This window comes from Alteraquisediminimonas sediminicola (assembly GCF_019740335.1).
In the GTDB taxonomy this organism is placed as follows: Bacteria; Pseudomonadota; Alphaproteobacteria; order Sphingomonadales; family Sphingomonadaceae; genus Alteraquisediminimonas; species Alteraquisediminimonas sediminicola.
In genome coordinates this window covers 118,809-135,504 of sequence record NZ_JAHXZS010000003.1, presented here as the reverse complement: position 1 = coordinate 135,504, position 16,696 = coordinate 118,809, and the positions used below count along the sequence as shown (strand labels likewise).

The 16,696-nt window shown below is 56.1% G+C and carries 18 protein-coding genes and 1 riboswitch; of the genes, 12 read left to right on the top strand and 6 right to left on the bottom strand.

What is annotated here, in order from left to right:
* Window positions 1-10 precede the first annotated feature (10 nt).
* The 4 genes from cobA (at window position 11) to K6117_RS08615 (ending at window position 4,190) form a co-directional block, all read left to right on the top strand.
* Window positions 11-736, top strand: a complete 726-nt coding sequence (gene cobA / locus K6117_RS08630; protein WP_221793996.1) for a uroporphyrinogen-III C-methyltransferase — start codon at window positions 11-13, stop codon at window positions 734-736.
* A 17-nt stretch (window positions 737-753) separates the two neighbouring features.
* Window positions 754-973: riboswitch (cobalamin riboswitch) on the top strand.
* Window positions 974-1,128: 155 nt separating this feature from the next.
* The gene (gene cobF, locus K6117_RS08625; RefSeq protein WP_221794278.1) at window positions 1,129-1,911 is read left to right on the top strand and encodes a precorrin-6A synthase (deacetylating); all 783 of its coding nucleotides are present in this window, start codon (window positions 1,129-1,131) and stop codon (window positions 1,909-1,911) included.
* A 41-nt stretch (window positions 1,912-1,952) separates the two neighbouring features.
* Complete coding sequence (locus K6117_RS08620) at window positions 1,953-2,735, top strand: HoxN/HupN/NixA family nickel/cobalt transporter (protein WP_343211765.1); 783 nt, start codon at window positions 1,953-1,955, stop codon at window positions 2,733-2,735.
* A 183-nt stretch (window positions 2,736-2,918) separates the two neighbouring features.
* Window positions 2,919-4,190: a sensor histidine kinase gene (locus K6117_RS08615; protein WP_221793994.1), complete on the top strand. Its 1,272-nt coding sequence runs from the start codon at window positions 2,919-2,921 to the stop codon at window positions 4,188-4,190.
* A 387-nt stretch (window positions 4,191-4,577) separates the two neighbouring features.
* Here the strand turns inward: K6117_RS08615 and K6117_RS08610 are convergent, their stop codons facing one another.
* Window positions 4,578-5,918, bottom strand: a complete 1,341-nt coding sequence (locus K6117_RS08610) for a HAMP domain-containing sensor histidine kinase (protein WP_246604969.1) — start codon at window positions 5,916-5,918, stop codon at window positions 4,578-4,580.
* A gap of 37 nt (window positions 5,919-5,955) precedes the next feature.
* Window positions 5,956-6,633 (bottom strand): response regulator transcription factor, encoded by a 678-nt coding sequence (locus tag K6117_RS08605; protein WP_221793993.1) that lies wholly within the window; start codon window positions 6,631-6,633, stop codon window positions 5,956-5,958.
* 180 nt (window positions 6,634-6,813) lie between these two features.
* Here K6117_RS08605 and K6117_RS08600 point away from each other — a divergent pair, with 180 nt between their 5' ends.
* From K6117_RS08600 to K6117_RS08575, 6 genes are all read left to right on the top strand, one after another.
* Window positions 6,814-7,677: a DUF6662 family protein gene (locus tag K6117_RS08600; RefSeq protein WP_221793990.1), complete on the top strand. Its 864-nt coding sequence runs from the start codon at window positions 6,814-6,816 to the stop codon at window positions 7,675-7,677.
* A 27-nt stretch (window positions 7,678-7,704) separates the two neighbouring features.
* On the top strand, window positions 7,705-8,253 hold the full coding sequence (locus K6117_RS08595; RefSeq protein ID WP_221793988.1) for an FMN-binding protein: 549 nt from the start codon (window positions 7,705-7,707) through the stop codon (window positions 8,251-8,253).
* On the top strand, window positions 8,246-9,082 hold the full coding sequence (locus tag K6117_RS08590; RefSeq protein WP_221793986.1) for an FAD:protein FMN transferase: 837 nt from the start codon (window positions 8,246-8,248) through the stop codon (window positions 9,080-9,082). The genes K6117_RS08595 and K6117_RS08590 overlap by 8 nt, the downstream gene beginning before the upstream one ends.
* Window positions 9,079-9,618, top strand: coding sequence for a hypothetical protein (locus K6117_RS08585; RefSeq protein WP_221793985.1), 540 nt, complete (start codon window positions 9,079-9,081; stop codon window positions 9,616-9,618). The genes K6117_RS08590 and K6117_RS08585 overlap by 4 nt, the downstream gene beginning before the upstream one ends.
* Window positions 9,619-9,868: 250 nt before the next feature.
* The gene (locus tag K6117_RS14630) at window positions 9,869-10,228 is read left to right on the top strand and encodes a carboxymuconolactone decarboxylase family protein (protein WP_221793983.1); all 360 of its coding nucleotides are present in this window, start codon (window positions 9,869-9,871) and stop codon (window positions 10,226-10,228) included.
* 170 nt (window positions 10,229-10,398) lie between these two features.
* Complete coding sequence (locus tag K6117_RS08575; RefSeq protein WP_221793981.1) at window positions 10,399-10,803, top strand: hypothetical protein; 405 nt, start codon at window positions 10,399-10,401, stop codon at window positions 10,801-10,803.
* A 934-nt stretch (window positions 10,804-11,737) separates the two neighbouring features.
* On the opposite strand, the gene K6117_RS08570 is transcribed toward K6117_RS08575, so the two are convergent.
* The 4 genes from K6117_RS08570 to K6117_RS08555 are packed head-to-tail and all read right to left on the bottom strand — an operon-like array spanning window position 11,738 to window position 14,226.
* Window positions 11,738-12,172: a hypothetical protein gene (locus K6117_RS08570; RefSeq protein ID WP_221793979.1), complete on the bottom strand. Its 435-nt coding sequence runs from the start codon at window positions 12,170-12,172 to the stop codon at window positions 11,738-11,740.
* 8 nt (window positions 12,173-12,180) lie between these two features.
* On the bottom strand, window positions 12,181-13,572 hold the full coding sequence (locus tag K6117_RS08565; protein WP_221793977.1) for a recombinase family protein: 1,392 nt from the start codon (window positions 13,570-13,572) through the stop codon (window positions 12,181-12,183).
* A complete protein-coding gene (locus tag K6117_RS08560) occupies window positions 13,565-14,014 on the bottom strand; it encodes a DUF2924 domain-containing protein (protein ID WP_221793975.1) in 450 nt (149 codons plus the stop codon). Before K6117_RS08560 ends, K6117_RS08565 begins: the two co-directional genes overlap by 8 nt.
* On the bottom strand, window positions 14,011-14,226 hold the full coding sequence (locus tag K6117_RS08555; protein ID WP_221793973.1) for a DUF3489 domain-containing protein: 216 nt from the start codon (window positions 14,224-14,226) through the stop codon (window positions 14,011-14,013). The genes K6117_RS08560 and K6117_RS08555 overlap by 4 nt, the downstream gene beginning before the upstream one ends.
* Before the next feature lie 435 nt (window positions 14,227-14,661).
* Here K6117_RS08555 and K6117_RS08550 point away from each other — a divergent pair, with 435 nt between their 5' ends.
* Both K6117_RS08550 and K6117_RS08545 read left to right on the top strand, forming a co-directional pair.
* A complete protein-coding gene (locus K6117_RS08550) occupies window positions 14,662-15,825 on the top strand; it encodes an acyl-CoA dehydrogenase family protein (RefSeq protein WP_221793971.1) in 1,164 nt (387 codons plus the stop codon).
* Window positions 15,826-15,832: 7 nt separating this feature from the next.
* Entirely contained in the window at window positions 15,833-16,618 is a 786-nt protein-coding gene (locus tag K6117_RS08545) for an SDR family NAD(P)-dependent oxidoreductase (RefSeq protein WP_221793969.1), read from the top strand.
* Window positions 16,619-16,696: the final 78 nt, after the last annotated feature.

Genomic DNA, 16,696 nt, shown 5'->3' with positions numbered 1-16,696 from the left:
CCCCCATATAATGACCGGTTTCGTCTCCTTCGTCTCCTCCGGTCCCGGCGATCCGGAATTGTTGACGGTGAAGGCAGTGAACCGCATGCTGGCGGCTGACGCCATCCTGTTCGACGATTTGTCCGCCGGGCCGATCCTTGCCCATGCTCGCGCTGATGCCGATCTGGTCAGCGTGGGCAAACGGGCGGGCCGCCCTTCGCCAAGTCAAGAACATATCAGCCGTTTGCTGGTCGATTATGCGCTGACCGGCAAGCGCGTCGTGCGGCTAAAATCCGGTGATGCGGGGATTTTCGGACGGCTGGAGGAAGAAGTTCTCGCTCTGGAAGCCGCCGGCATCCGCTATGAAATTATCCCCGGCGTGCCTTCCGCCTGCGCAGCGGCGGCGGCGGCGGGCATCCCGCTGACCCGCCGCATCACGGCACGGCGGGTGCAGTTCGTGACCGGCCATGATGCGACGGGCGACCTGCCCACAGGGATGAACATGGCGGCGCTGGCCGATCCGGATGCCACCACCGTGGTGTTCATGGCAAAGCGCACTTTTCCGAAACTTGTCCGCCTGTTGCATGAACACGGCCTGCCCGGCGCCACGCCTGCCCTACTGGTCGAATCCGTCAGCCGTCCGGAACAGAAAATCATCCGCGCGACGATTGCAGCACTGGCCAAGATGCTGGAGGACAATATCGGCGATGCCCCGGCGTTGATCCTCTATGGCGCGTTGGCCGATCCGCCTGCTTGACTTGCCTTGCCAAGGCTGGCAACCACCGGATCGGTAGTTCCGAAGGCTAGAGATGCCAACGGATTAAAAGGGAATATGGTGAGGTGTAGCCATCAGGCGCCTAATCCATAACTGCCCCCGCAACTGTGAGCGGCGAGCCGCCCCAAATGATGCCACTGGTCCTTGCAGAAGGGCTGGGAAGGCTTGGGGAAGCAAAGACCCGTGAGTCAGGAGACCTGCTGCCCGGCGCTGACGCGTTGTTCCCTGATCGCCGCGATGTGTGGCGATTATTTATAGGCTGTCGGGGATGGCGGCATGGAGATTTTTGTGATTTATCATACTGTTTACATGATCGACAACATAGCTGGATCCTGCGCTTGTCACCTGTCCCCTTTATGCAAGGGGCAAATATTGTGATCGACCTTGCCCTGATTGGGATCGGCACCGGCAACCCGGAACATCTGACATTGCAGGCGATCCGGGAGATCAATACCGCCGACCTGATTCTCATTCCGCGCAAAGGCAGTGCCAAGGCCGATCTTGCCGACCTGCGCCGTACTATCTGCGCAGAGGTGCTGACCAACAAGGCCACGCGCATCGCGGAGTTCGATGTGCCGTGCCGCGATGTCGAGAATCCGGATTATCTGGTCGGTGTCAATGACTGGCACGATGCCATTGTTGCAGCCTGGCAGGACGCGATTGCCGCGCATCTGCCGGATGACGGGCCGCAGGATCGCGCGAAAAGCCTCAAGGTGGCATTGCTCGTCTGGGGTGATCCGGCCTTGTATGACAGCACACTAAGGATTGCCGCGCGGCTGGACCCGGCCCCGAACATCCGCAGCATCCCTGGCATCATGTCGATGAATATGTTGGCGGCGGCCCATGCGATCGCACTCAACGACATCGGCGCACCCTTTATCGTCACCACGGGTCGTCAATTGCGGGATCATGGCTGGCCTTCAGGCGTGGATACACTGGTCGTCATGCTGGATGGCGAATGTTCATTCCAGTATCTCGATTTCGAAGGCGTCACCATTTACTGGGGCGCTTATGTCGGCATGGCCGAACAGATCTTGCGTAAAGGGCCGCTGGCGGAACTGGGCCCGCAGATTGTCGCCGAGCGCGCCAAGTCCCGCGACGACCATGGCTGGATCATGGACATCTATCTGTTGCGCCGCGCAGCAGGAGGGCGATGATGGACGTTTTCACGCTTGATCCCGCATGGGGGTTGTTGTTCGTGCTGGGGCTTCGGCATGGTATTGACCCCGATCATGTCGCCGTCGTCGATAACCTGACTTTTTTGGCGGTGGATAAACGCCCCCGGCTAGCGCCGTGGTGCGGCACCCTGTTCGCCATCGGCCACAGCCTGTCGGTGACCGTTGTCGCAGTGATTATGGCCTTGCTCGCCGATATCTTTGCCCTGCCGTCATGGGCGCCGGATGTCATCGACTGGCTGGTGATCGGGCTACTGACATTCGTGGGGCTCGCCAATCTTCATGCCTTGTTCCAACCATCGGAATATCGCCCTATTGGCTGGCGTCACCATCTGATGCCGCAGGCGTTACGCACGACCTGTCATCCTTTGGCGATCCTTGGCATCGGCTTTGTCTTCGGCCTTGTATTCGATACAGCAACGCAGGCCGCCGCATGGGGGGCGGCCGCTGCATCGGGTGGTGGCATTGCCAGCGCGCTAGCCATCACGACGATATTCGCCGCGGGCATGGCTCTGACGGATACGATCGACAGCCAGATCGTCGCGAGATTGCTGGGCACTCAGGACAGGCCCGAAATTGTTCAGCGCTACCGCCGCGGCATTGGCTGGCTGATAGCCACCTTGTCCCTTGGTATGGCGGGTTATGCTCTGGCAGAGGTGATGGGCTTCCGCATCGCTCTGGCCGACAGGATGTTTGCTCTGCTTGGCGCGGTCATGATGTTTGCGGTGATCGGCTTGCTGGCGGTGCTGCGCCTCTCGATGCGGGGGCGAAAATCGTCACCTGCAGGGTGCGTGCTCCGACAGTAACCAGCGCATGAGAGAATAGGCGAATGGTCGTGCCTCGGCGCTTGCAACCCGGCAAGCTCGCCGCCTAATCTTAATCTGGAGGCGAGGCTACCTCCCTAACCTATTTCGCAATCCGGACCAAATTTTCTTGCTGAGAAAAATAATAATATATGTAAACATATATCTGAAAAACCGGAGGTGTTTATGATAAAGAAAGAACAGGATAGGTTTGACGGACTTCTTGAAATACAAAATAGAATTTTATCAAATAAGGGAGATGTACAAGATATATTTAAAATAATTGTTTCTGAGTATTCAGTCATGCCTCAGGCCGATGGAATTGCAGTTGAACTGCTCGATGGCGATCAGCTTTTTTATGCGGCAGCAAGCGGAGCGTCCGCTGCAATGCTCGGATTACGCATCGATCTGCAAAACAGCCTGTCGGGGAGTTCCGTGCTATCCGGGGAACTGCTTTTGTGCCGGGACTCAGAGAGCGATCCCCGCGTCAATCGCGCCACATGCCAACAGTTCGGCTTACGATCCATGATTGTGGTCCCGATCCCCCACGCAGGGCGAACAGTAGGCGTGCTGAAATATCATTCTGCGACACCGAAAGCTTTCAGGGATAGGGATATGTTCATTGCCCAGTTGCTCGTTGGCCCTATTGCCATCGGTATGAGCAACGTGGGGGAGGTGGATGCAATTCAGGCACGGAATGAGTTGCGCGAGATTGTGCGACTGAAGGAGGAGCTCATATGCACAGTCAGCCATGAACTGCGTACGCCACTAACATCTATCTTCGGATCGTTGAGATTGTTGGAGAGTGAAGTCGCGGGAAAGCTGCCGGACAAAGCTATGGCGCTAGTTGGAATAAGCTTACGCAGCGCAAAACGCCTGACATTGCTCGTTAACGACCTTCTCGATATGGGAGCGCTAGATTCCGGAAATATGCACTTTGAACTCGAAATGGTTGATCTATGTTATGTGGTGCAGGAAGCAGTATTGCAGAACCGCGATTATGCAAGACAAACTGGCGTAACCTTGGATTATACACCACCTGATGCCTCCATCTTATTGATGACAGACCAAAATAGAATTATACAGGTTCTAAATAATCTGATATCCAATGCAGCTAAGTTCTCTCCTGAAGGATCAGTTGTATTTGTATGTCTAGACTTGATGGGGGACCATGTTCGTATGCGAGTAGCAGATCAAGGTCCAGGCATTCCTAATAATTTTCGTCACCGACTTTTCAATAGATTTTCACAGTCCCACGAAACCAATATTCAGTCGAGTATTGCTGGTACCGGGCTAGGTCTATCAATTACCAAGGCGATTGTAGAGCGGTTGGGTGGGACCATCCAACTCGACACAACCTATAATCAAGGCGCTGCCTTTGATGTGATGCTTCCACTGCTGTGGTCCTCAACGACTAGCGGCACTTCTGCGTCGGAGAGTGGGTCGACTAAGTTATGATTGTAATATGATTATTTTAAGGTCTCTGCCCAATAGTTATAAATGCGTGTGCCCCGGCGAGACCTCTTGCAGTACTGACGTAAAATATATATTTAAACATACCTTCATATCTGGAGTATTTCTTCCACCATTTATATCCTATACTATGACTGTTTAAAGTAATAATCAATATGTTATTCTGAATATTGGCCTTCTATAGGTTTGTTTGACATCGATATCAGCTGCCATATTCTCCAGTTCGAAGCCGATAGGGCTGAGGTAGGCGAAGCATCCTCCGCTGACACCAATCGTTTACCGCTTGACTGCTACACTATACTGCCGACGACATGACCCTGAGAGAATACGCGATTGGTCACGCAATACCGAGGAGTTTCACCACGACCGCAATCAAACCGCGACTGGCAGAAGAATTTCTACAGTGAGGCCGACGGGCGTCGGGACGATTTGTATCCGTCCATCGTGTGCGGAGACGATCACAGAAACCATGTTGAGGCCGAGACCGTGACCGGGCGTTGAACGGCTGCGATCCAGTCGTGTCAGGCGCTGAAAGACACGCTCCTGATCGATGGAAGGAATCCCTGGCCCGTTGTCGGCAATGGTGAGCGCAACCATATTTTGACGCTTTTCAACCGAAAGCATGATCGTCGTCCCAGCTTTGGTGTGGACAAGCACATTGTCTAACAGATTGTCGATGCAGCGCTGCAGCAATTTTCTGTCCCCAAGAACCGTCGCGGTTGCGATCGACAGGTTGAATGTCATTCCTGCCTGTTCGATCGCCGGACGATATGCCTCCACAATTTCTTCGACCGCTTCCTTCAAATCGACCGATAGAAAACGGCTGCGGGCCGATTGGCCTTCAATCTCCGAGATCGCGAGAATTGCCGAGAACAGCTCAAGCAGATCGTCGGTTTCATCAATTGCGGAAACCAGAAGTGGCTGCTGAGGCGTGCCGGCTGAGATCTGCTCTACCGCTTCCAGGCGCGTACGCAGGCGACTAAGGGGCGTTCTTAAATCATGCGCGATGTCGCTCGATATCTGTTTCAGATTGTCAAGCAATGCCTGTATACGATCCAGCATCCGGTTAAGGATCAACGACAGCCGGTCGAACTCGTCACCGGATGGATGAACAGGTATTCGACGCGTGAAATCACCGGCCATGATCGCCGTTGCCGACACTTCAATTGCCGATAGCCTGCGCCGAACCAGACGGCCAAGTCCTATGACCGCTGTCGTGCCGACTGCAAGGATAAGTCCAAAGCCCACGACGAAGAGCTCGAGCAATGACAAGTCCATCTCGTCTACAATCGAACGATCTGCCGCGACGACCAACTGACCGCCATCGGGAAGCGTCATGTTTATAGCCTGAGCGATGCCAATCTTGCCGTCAGGTTTGTGGAAATGAACGAACTCGCTCCAGCCGGGCGGTGGCATGGCGGCAATGAGCGATCCGGCCCGCCGCGTTCCCAAGGCATCGGTCACGATGTAGCCCATTCCGCGGCCGCTTTCATCCGTTCCTTCCTGATCGCTGAGGTCATCCGGTGCGGAACGCCGATCGCGCGTATTGACAAGCTTTACCAGTGCTGCAAAGCCATGATCGCGGCGATGATCCAACAACGCGTCCGCCTCGATCTTGATCCGCTGGTTGATCTGGCGTTCGATTTCTTCATGTACGAGAGTATAGGTGGCGAGCCCCAGAAGGCCCGTAATAACACCTGACGAAACCGCCATCGCAAGCGTAAGTCCGCGAATTGTCCGTGGCATGACGCTAGTCGGCATGGCGGATCATATAGCCTGCGCCGCGTACGGTGCGGATCACATCAGCGTCGTACCCTTCATTGAGCTTGGTTCTGAGCCTGCTCATATGCGTCTCGACGATATTGGTCTTAGGATCGAATCCAAAATTCCAAACACGATCAAGCAGCATCGTGCGTGTGACGACGCGGTCGGCGTTGCGTAGCAGCTGCTCCAGCAGACTGAACTCGCGCGGCTGCAGGTTGATAATTCTTTCACCCCGCCGCACTTCCCGGCGTAGTAGATCCATTGCGATGTCACCTGCGCATAATGTCGTGGCGACCTCACTGGGCGATGACCGGCGCCCAAGGGCGTTCACGCGCGCGGCCAGTTCGACAAAGGCGAAAGGCTTGATCAGATAATCGTCAGCGCCGCTTTCAAGGCCGATGACCCTATCCTCGATCGCTGACATCGCGGTAAGAAGCAGTGCGGGGGTCCTGCAGCCAATGGCGCGAGCCGTGCGCAATACCGACAGGCCCTCGAGCCCAGGAACCATGCGATCCAGAACGAGTATGTCGAACTCCCTCTGAGTGATATCATTCAGCGCCGCCTGTCCGTCGGCAAATGCGTGGACCTGATGCCCAAGCTCTTCCAGGCCACGCGCAACATAAGTGCGCGTGTCCCCGTCATCCTCGAGAAAAAGGACCTTCATTGTCCGCGAGCGACCTTATTCAAAGCTCGGGTGTGAGTGGCAGATAACAGTGATGTTGGCATCTCTATACAAATTCCCAATGTTCACAATCTCAGGTGGACTGATCCCTACAACAAGTTAATGGACTTGCAAATGAGAATCGTTCTCATTCGCAAAGGGGAAACTATGAATAAGGTCTGCATGATCATTGCGCTGGCGACGACGATCGCACTTCATGCCGCTCCGGCTGCGGCGGATGAAAATCTGTTCGGTTATACCTATGGCGCGGAAACGCTGCCCAAGGGCGAATCGGAAGCCTATCTCTGGATCACGGACCGGCGGGATAAGGGGCAGGGGCATTATGACGCCCAGGATTACCAGATCGAATTCGAGCATGGACTAACGGACCATCTGCAGGGCTCGATCTATCTGCCATTCCGCAGTCACAATATTCGCGGTGCTGCACCTGTCGAGAATGGCGCCCCAGAATATCCTGACGTGGATCGTAATTTCGGCTTTGATGGGCTGAAGGCGTCGCTCAAATGGAATATCCTCAGCCCGTTCAAGGACCCGATTGGGCTTGCCGTCTATGTCGAGCCGGTATGGTCGCGTATTCACAAGGTGACCGGCGAACGCCAGACCGAACTGGCACTCGAGACCAAGCTGATCCTTCAGAAAAATTTCCTCGAGGACCGACTGGTCTGGGCCTTCAACTGGACGCTCGAGCAGGAGTTCCGCAAGGTGAAAGGTCCTCAGGATTGGGGCTCCGAGCTTGAATGGGAGTTCACTAGCGGGCTCAGCTATCGCTTCGCCCCCAACTGGTTCGCGGGCGTCGAGGGGCGATACCACAGCGAATACCCCGATTTCCCTGCTGACTTCACGCGCGAGCACCATGCCTGGTTCGCGGGGCCGACGCTCCATTATGGCGGCAAGAAATGGTGGGCGACGTTGACCTATTTGCCGCAGCTTTCCGGCGCACCGCTCGATCTGGCGCGCTCGGACACGCTCCACCTCGGTGAGCATGAGAAGCGTGAGGTCCGGCTGAAGGTCGGCTACAATTTCTAAACCACAAATAAGGAAGGATCGAAATCAATGCGATGGAATTATCTGATTGCAGGCGCGACAGCGGCGATCGTCGGATCGACGTCGGGTCATGCCACCACGTACATGACACCGGCACAGGCCAGGGTGGCGATGTTCCCTTCTGCAGCCAGCTTCATTGACCGCAATGTCGTGCTGACGCCGCAACAGCGCTCCGTAGTCCAGAAGATCGCGGGCATTCCTGTGCGTGCTCCCAAGATTATGGCATGGGAGGCTGTAGATGCCGCTGGAAAGCGGCTTGGCTGGGTGATCGTCGATCGGGTGCTGGGGAAGCATGAGTTCGTTACCTTTGCGTTGGCGCTTGACGCAGGCGGCGCAATCAAAGGCATCGAGGTGCTCGATTATCGAGAGACTTATGGCGACCAGATCCGCAATCTAAAATGGCGCGCCCAGTTCACCGGAAAGCGTCATGGAGCCACGCTTCAGCTCGACAAGGACATCAAGAACATCTCCGGAGCAACACTTTCGTGCCGTCATGTCACCGATGGTGTTAAGCGATTGCTTGCCACCTATGATGCCGTCCTTTCAGATCATGGGTGAACTCGAACGTCGGTGTCGGCCGCTGCTTGGCACCTTCGTTGAGATCACTGCCCCGCATGAAAAGGCGATCGCAGCGGGCTTTGCCACGATCGTCAAAGTACAGAGTTTGCTGAGTGCGCATGATCCGGTAAGCGAGCTATCGGCTGTCAATCGACTTGGGCATAGGCGGTCTGTTACCGTCGATCCCTGGACGGCCGAGGTGCTTCAGCGTGCGCTGTTCTGGGCGGAAGCAAGCTGCGGCGCATTCGACCCTACTCTGGGTGGGCTGATGGCGGCGCGCGGATTACTTGCAAGGAATGACAGCCTGCTTCCGCTGGATCCCCAGGCAAACTGGCGCGATGTGCATGTGACGAACCGCGAAGTCTGGCTGGATCGGCCGCTACGGCTCGACCTGGGTGGCATCGCCAAGGGCTTTGCCGTCGATTGCGCGATCGACGCGATGCGCGCGGTGGGTGTCCAATGTGGACTAGTCAATGCCGGAGGCGACATCAAGGGCTTTGGACCGGAGGCTTGGCCAGTAACCATCGCCATGCCGGGGTCGCGCGAACCGCTGGCCATGGTCGAGCTTCAGAATGCTGCGCTCGCCACAAGTGCGGGACACGATGCTTCCGGCGGGCTCGATATGCGCCATCTGGCGGGCGCATCGCCTGCGATCGCATCGGTCACAGTAGAGGCTGCGTCTGCGATGGATACCGATGCGCTGACCAAGATTCTGGTCTCCGCCACCCTGAAGTCGGTCGTTTGCCTCGGTCTCGCGGGCGCATCAGCACTGACAATATTTGTTGATGGGCGCGTCATCCCATTCGAATTGAAGGAACCTACCGCATGAATCGACGTCCACCGCAGTTCTCCACCCGCCTGCCTGCCTGGCAGATGCGGCTCCTCTATACGAGTTTCTCCTTGCTGGCGTTGGCAGGCATCAGCTGGCTGATTCTCGAACACTTCATCCGGGTCGAGGGTGACTTTGGTAGCGAACGAAGTCCATGGCAACCATGGGCGCTGACGGTCCATGGCCTGGCGTGCTTCGCATTCCTCATCTCAATCGGTGCGATGCTGCCCGTCCATGTTCGCCTTGGGCTGCTCGGCAAGCGCCGCCGCAAGAGTGGCATCGCTACTGGCGTTATCGTCCTGTTCATGGCTCTGACCGGCTACGGCCTCTATTACATTGCCGATGATGAGCTGCGCGGGTGGACCAGTACCGCACATTGGGTCAACGGCCTTATCACCATCGCACTGATCGGAAACCATGTTTGGCTGGTATCACGTCGGGGCAAGCCAAGCCATGTCGTGCGTCTTGCCCGCAGGAGCCGCGCCACTCCAGCCAACGATCCGACGCTAGAGCCGGAACTCGAGGCCGCGGAATAACGGTCATCCTTGATCTAGGCCGTGGACTCATAATGTCGCAGACGTAGGCCGCGCCCACCCTCAGAGCACCCACTGAATTGAAATCGCTCACTCAAGCCATACCGTCTTGGCTGCGGTTGTGCATCTTTGGAGGCGAGCGATTCAAAAAAATTTGAGCGCGACCCGACGGGTCGAGATCCGCGAGGTGAACTTAACCCGAAGGATATGTTATCCATGCGAGCGGCTGTGCCGACAAGCGAGGAGATGGAGTATGAGCAAGCAATGTGCGAGCGATCTCACAGAAACGCCTGAAGTTACGTTACCGGCGACTGCGGGATGTGTAGCTGACCAGCAACCGGAGCTTTGGCGAGCCTATCAAGAGCTGGGTGCAGCCGTGGCTGCCGCAGGCCCCCTTGAGAGTCGGACCCGCCGTCTCATCCATCTGGCACTAGCGATGGGTGCTGATTCTGAAGGGGCAACGCACTCCCATGCCCGTCGGGCGCTCGCTGAGGGCCTGACTGCTGCAGAACTCGACCACGTTGCCTTTCTCGCAGTAACAACACTAGGTTGGCCACAAGCCATGCGCGGGCTCAGTTGGATCCGCGATGTCTCGTGCAAGAAGCAAGGTTAGCTTCTATCGCCTATTCGCGGACTGTCTCCCAAATTCCGGCCCGTCAATGGACGACTGGAATAAAACGCACGTTTTGCCCTAGAGAGCGGCCGCTTTGCTGGTGGTCGCCCTGTATCCGACGAGAGCGATGGCCGCTCCCGACCCACTTTCGGTCATTCGAAGGTCGGAGGATGAGTTTTTCCGATGACGGCCATTATCGCGAGGCGCTCGATGTGGCCGACGAGAGCTGCGACTTGCACGCGCTGGTGATCGGCAAGGGATCAATCCTTCAACATATCGACGCATGGGGCGATGGCGACGTAGGCGAGGTACCACACAGATCTGTCGATGAAATCGGCTTGCGCAAGCCGGTGTTACAATATCACTGCGTCGGAGTGGGCGCGGGTGTACAGTCGGAAGCCAACCGTCTCAAGCGCGATGAATTACTACCCAAGATGCTGGCCTTTGGGCCGTGGAGTGCCAACGCCTTGCTAAACCTCGCCACGCTGCGGAAGGAGTTGAGCCAAGCGACCCGCGCCAAGATCGAGGCGCTCAAGATTGTGGTCAACAAGACGCTAATGGCTAAACATGGCTGACACGGTGGTCATGGCCTTCTAGCTGGTCTAGACGGCGAGTTCATGGGCTAGCCTGTTTTGACTGGCAAAAGCCGTTGACGGCTTGCCCACACTGGCGCAATCTCTTATTTACGGACTTCACGGAAAAGTGTAGCCGCCCTACCGCTTAGTCTAGGTCAGAATGAGAAACAATACTGGTTCGGCCAGCGCCGGGTGGAGCACACACATGCTCCACCCGGTTGAGCCGGAACCGATGATATGCACGGACATGAACCGTAAGCATATGTCGTCTCCTTTTCCATGCGGGGGTAAGCCCGCGCTCCTGAGGCCCATTGCCTCGCCGCTAAAAGGCTCGGGGCAGGAGTGAAAAAGTCGGTAGGACGACTACGATCCCTTTATCCTCTGACTCGCTATTTCAGGTCAAGGCCCTAACACCGTTTTGTCCATTAATTGATCTCTATTTGTTCCAGCCATGTTCATAGTGCCTCGCGTCTGTCAGGCAATGATGGGAGCATGCGCAATATCGTCACATTCAGGGACCGCCTCGCATCATCCTCTGATGGATTGGCTAATGTCTTAACCGGTCGCGGCATATCGCGCCCAGTGGCTGGTGAGTTGGCGATCCGGAACGGCTCCTTTGTAGGAGCGGACTGGCTCAAGCTGCCCTTCGTTCATCAGCAGCGAAATTGACCATCGAATGTCGGTCGTCGCGGACGGTGCTGACAAGCAGCTTCCAGCCGCGAAAACGGGATAGCGGACATTCGAATGCGTCGTTGTTGGTTTCCAGGGCCGACCGTTTGTCGCCATTCACCAGCCAATTTTTCGATCACAACTGCGGATCCGCTGCTTTCTGACCACCCCTGCCGAAGATGGCAGATTCTGCTGACATCCTTGCAGACTTGGAGTTGCGGCGTGGGTCGCCAGCATCAGATGACGGGACAGGTATCCTCCCGCGTTAGAACAGGCCTGCCTCGTTTTCCCACCGAACGAACGCAAATTGCTCAATCTCATATTCACTGCGCAAATGATCGCCCCACGAGAACCAACGCCCTATGGGATCTTCGCCCTCAGTGCGGAACGTCGGCGCCGCGGTTCCTTGATCGCCGTAGACGCCAGCGATCAGTTCGCCTAGCATCTGGTCTGGTCCATCTGGAGAGAGTTTCTCTCCGCCGTCGAGGAATTCGGCCGAGGCTTTGCCGAGAAATGTTGTCAGGTCCATCGAACCGTCGGGCAGCACTTCAGGCAAGTGAAAGCAGAGGTCAGTCTCGCTCTCGGTGAAGCTGTATTTATGTGATGCGGTGGTAACCGCAACGTGCGGCGGTACGGTGATATGTTCTGCAAAGACCGGAATTCGATCGAACCGAATTCGCCGCCCTCCATCCTCGAGCATAACCTCCTCTAGTTCCTAGGGATAGCGGTGCCAGAACCGCCCCCACCGCGCGAGACCGGACCAATGCAGATTGAGTCGGTAGGCCGAGCGATCCAAAAACAGCGGGCAAACATATCGCGATACGAAGTCTCGAAGATGGATTTGGTCGTATCGACGACCTGAATGCGCTGGATCAGGGATAATAAGACCTCGCGCATTTTGGCCGGAGCTTGGTTCTCCAGCAATTGCCGGATCTGATTGGCGTTCCTGTTCAGGCGGGTAATGACATCGCTGGATAGATCACCAACGGCCATGCGCTGATGCACGGTATCGTGGATGGCTTGCTTGACCTTCGCACACACCAATGTCTCGATGTCATTGGCGCTGATCCGCCAGCATGGTTCGCTGGCGGCTTCCGCCCCATCATTCTGCGAGACATAATAGCGATACCGCCGACCCTGCTTGACAGCATGACTTGGCGATAATCGACGCCCATGTCCATCGACCATCAGTCCCGCAAGCAGACTTGGTTCAACAGCATTGCTTCCCAGTCGACGGTCGACTCTTGCTGTCTTGAGTTGCTGCTGCACCTGATCGAAGAGATCGGGATCGATAATACCCGCATGCTGGCCGGGATAGCATTGCCCTTTGTGGACGACCTCCCCGACATAGAGCCGGTTCTGCAACATGGCATATAAGGCACCCCGGCTGATGGAGTTCTGACCATAGGCCCGACCATGACGATTGATCCGTGCTTTGCTTTTGATGCCGGCTGCATCAAGCTCCACCATTAGCGCCTTGCCAGAACCCAAGGCCGCATAGCGCTCAAAGATATGGCGGACAGTGTCAGCTTCAGTCGGATTGATGATCAGCTTGCGGTCATCCAGATCATAGCCAAGTGGCACCTGACCACCCATCCACATGCCCTTGGCCTTGGACGCGGCAATCTTGTCGCGGATACGTTCGCCGGTCACCTCGCGTTCGAACTGCGCGAAGGACAGCAGCACATTCAGGGTCAGGCGCCCCATGCTGGTGGTCGTATTGAAGGACTGGGTGACAGACACGAAGCTGGCGTCCGCGTCATCAAGCACATCCACAATCCGGGCAAAGTCCGACAGGCTGCGCGTGAGCCGGTCGACCTTGTAGACCACGATCACATCAATCCGCTTGGCAGCCACTTCGGCAAGGACGGCCTTCAGGGCAGGGCGATCCATGTTGCCGCCGGAATACCCACCGTCATCATAAAGGTCAGGGACCAGTGTCCAACCCTCATGACGCTGGCTCAGTATATAGGCAGCACAGGCTTCACGCTGGGCATCAAGGCTGTTGAAGTCCTGCTCTAGTCCTTCTTCCGTGGATTTGCGCGTATAGATGGCGCAACGGATGGACTTGGGTGTTGAACACCCCTTGGCGTTACGCATGAGCGACCTCCGCCTTCTTCCGTTTGATCAGCCCAAAGAAGCGAGGGCCGGACCATTTGGCGCCTGTGATCTCAACGGCGATCTGGCTCAGTGAAGAATAATTCTGCTCCCTGTAAAGATATCCAGTTTCCAGCACCACCACATGGTGGCTTTCACCGCCCCAGTCTCGGACCAGCCGGGTACCGGGCTTGATCCGACTTGGTTGCGCTGCTTCCACCGCACCCGTTCGGGTATAATGGCGGCACAATCGGCCAAGCTCCCGCACAGTGCCAGAAGGCAGACCGCCCTTGGCGCGCTCCTGTAGTCGATGCGCGATGCCGCGTCGCAACAGGTCGGTGGTCATGGCGGGTGCCGGCACTTTATGGAGCCGTAGCCATTCGGCGCGGAGCAGTACTGCGGACATGGTCGTGAGTGCCGCTAACTGTTCGTCCAGCGCGCTCATATCCCGACCGCCGTGATCTGATAGGCGGTCACCCCATCGCGCAGATATTTGCTGATGGGATGCCCCTTCTTGCGCAGACCACTCAGGGCTGCGCGTGTCGTGTGTGGCAGCCAGCCGGTGGCGTCTACCAGTTCGATCAAGGTCGCACCGCAGTCGCGGTGCAGCAGATCAATCACACCATCGATCTTGGTGGGGGCTTTGAGTGTAGTCATGGGTGGTCTCCTTGGCAAGAAACGGCACCTCACCGCTTCCAACACCCAATGCCCTGTAAGGATAGACCTTCAGGGCGTGCGACCCAACTTCATGGCCCGCGATTCACGGCCACACCAATGCTCGAACTGATGGGGAAGTCGAGGGGAATGTATATGAAGCTCGCCCCTATCTTTTGTCTGGCGACCTTGGCCCTGTTTGCCCCTGACAACAGCCCTGTAGACATTCAAAATACTGCAATTTGTAGGTAATTATATGTCAGGCTGCATATATAGGGAGGGCCGATAAAATGACGCAAAATATAGATTTATGGGTTTAATGGATATCTGATACTCGCCGATGAAAGTGCATCACGTATTAAAAATAATGGTCAGATGTGTGGGTGTTGTCGGCATCAAGTCGGCCTGAACCAACATTATGTAGGGGAAGAGGGTAATATGGCGGTTTTGAACGTGCCGACGCCAGATTATATGTCCGATGACGAATTCACGATATTTGGTGACAGCGTCGGGCGCTTTCTGGATGAGCATGCGTCGCCAGATCGCCTGACTGAGTGGCGCAAGCAAGGCATTATCCCGCGCAGTTTTTGGGAAAAGGCGGCAACAGCAGGTATCCTCGGACTTTCGACGTCAGCGGAATATGGCGGCATCGGCGGCGATTTTCGGCACGAAGTTGTGCTGATGCGCGAGATCGGTCTGCGCGGTTTCGAGGGCTGGGATGTAACGCTGCATAACGCCATTATCGCCCCTTATATCGAGACCTATGGCTCGGAGGCGCAGAAACAAAAGTGGTTGCCGCGCATCGCCAGCGCCGAGGCGATCTCCGCCATTGCCATGACCGAACCGGGGGCGGGGTCTGACCTTCAAGGGGTCAAGACGACGGCGCGTCGTGACGGAGATCATTATGTCATCAACGGCTCCAAGACATTTATCTCCAATGGTCAGAATGCGGATCTTATCCTGATGGTCGTCAAGACCGATCCGTCTGCGGGTGCGCGCGGCGTATCCCTCATTCTGGTGGATGCAAATGATGCGGAGGGCTTTGAGCGCGGTCGCAATCTCGACAAAATCGGCCGCAGCATGGCGGATACGTCAGAATTGTTTTTCAATGACGTTCGGGTGCCGATTGAAAATCTGCTGGGTGCTGAAGAGGGGCTTGGCTTTATCCAACTCATGCAAAAACTGCCGCAAGAACGCCTCATACTTGCGGTGCAAGGCGTGGCGGCGATCGAATATGCACTAGGCATCACAATTGATTATGTGAAAGAACGTCAGGCGTTCGGCAAAGCTATTTTCGATTTCCAAAATACCCAGTTCAAGCTGGCGGAATTGAAGACGGAGGCAACGATCGCCCGCGTCTTTGTGGATCATTGCGTTGGTCAGCATTTGAAAGGCGAACTGGATAGCGCGACTGCCTCGATGGCGAAATATTGGGTGTCGGATTTGCACTGCAAGCTCGTGGATGAATGTCTGCAGCTACATGGCGGATATGGCTATATGAATGAATATCCCATTGCGCTGGCGTATAAGGATGCCCGTATCAATCGTATCTATGGCGGTACGAATGAGATCATGAAATTGCTGATCTCCCGAACGATCTAAACGCCCAATGGATATCAATTCACTTTTCGATGTGCGTGGGCGTACGGCACTGGTGACCGGTGGCTCTGTCGGCATTGGCGCCATGATTGCCGAGGGGTTGGTTCGTGCTGGCGCACGGGTCTGGATATGTGCGCGCAAACAGGCTGCGCTCGATGTCATGTGTGATCGGCTTTCTGTCTTGGGTGAATGCCATGCGATGGTGGCGGATTTGGCGACCGAGGCGGGCGTGGCTGCGGTCGCCGCAGGGATCGTGGAGCATGTCTCAGCGCTTGATATATTGGTGAATAATGCGGGGGCCAGCTGGGCTGCACCCATCGATTCATTTCCGCGATCCGGTTTTGAAAAGGTGCTGAATCTCAATCTGACCGCACCTTTTGCACTGGTGCAGGCCTTGCTGCCGCTGTTGCGTGCTGCGGCTGATCGTGATGATCCGGCGCGGATTATTAATATCGCATCGATTGATGGGATGCGACCGCCGGCGCTCGATAGCTTTCCATATTCGGCCAGCAAGGCGGGCATGCTGATGCTGACGCGGCATTTGGCCAAGTCGCTGGCACCGGAATCCATCACCGTGAATGCGATTGCGCCGGGCGTGTTTGAATCAAGGATGACCGCATTCTGGTTTGACGAGTGCCATCCCGAACATCAGCCGCGACCATCGATACCGCTTGGCGATAGGCCGGGGCGACCAGAGGATATTGTCGGTGCGATTCTCTATCTGGCATCGCGCGCGGGCAGTCATGTGACTGGGGTCACCTTACCAGTTTCTGGGGGAAGCGCGCTTATCGACTGATCTTGGTATTGATGATGTCGCAATGCAATTTTTGCAGTAAATATCTGAATTTATAACATAAAATATAAATGAATTATT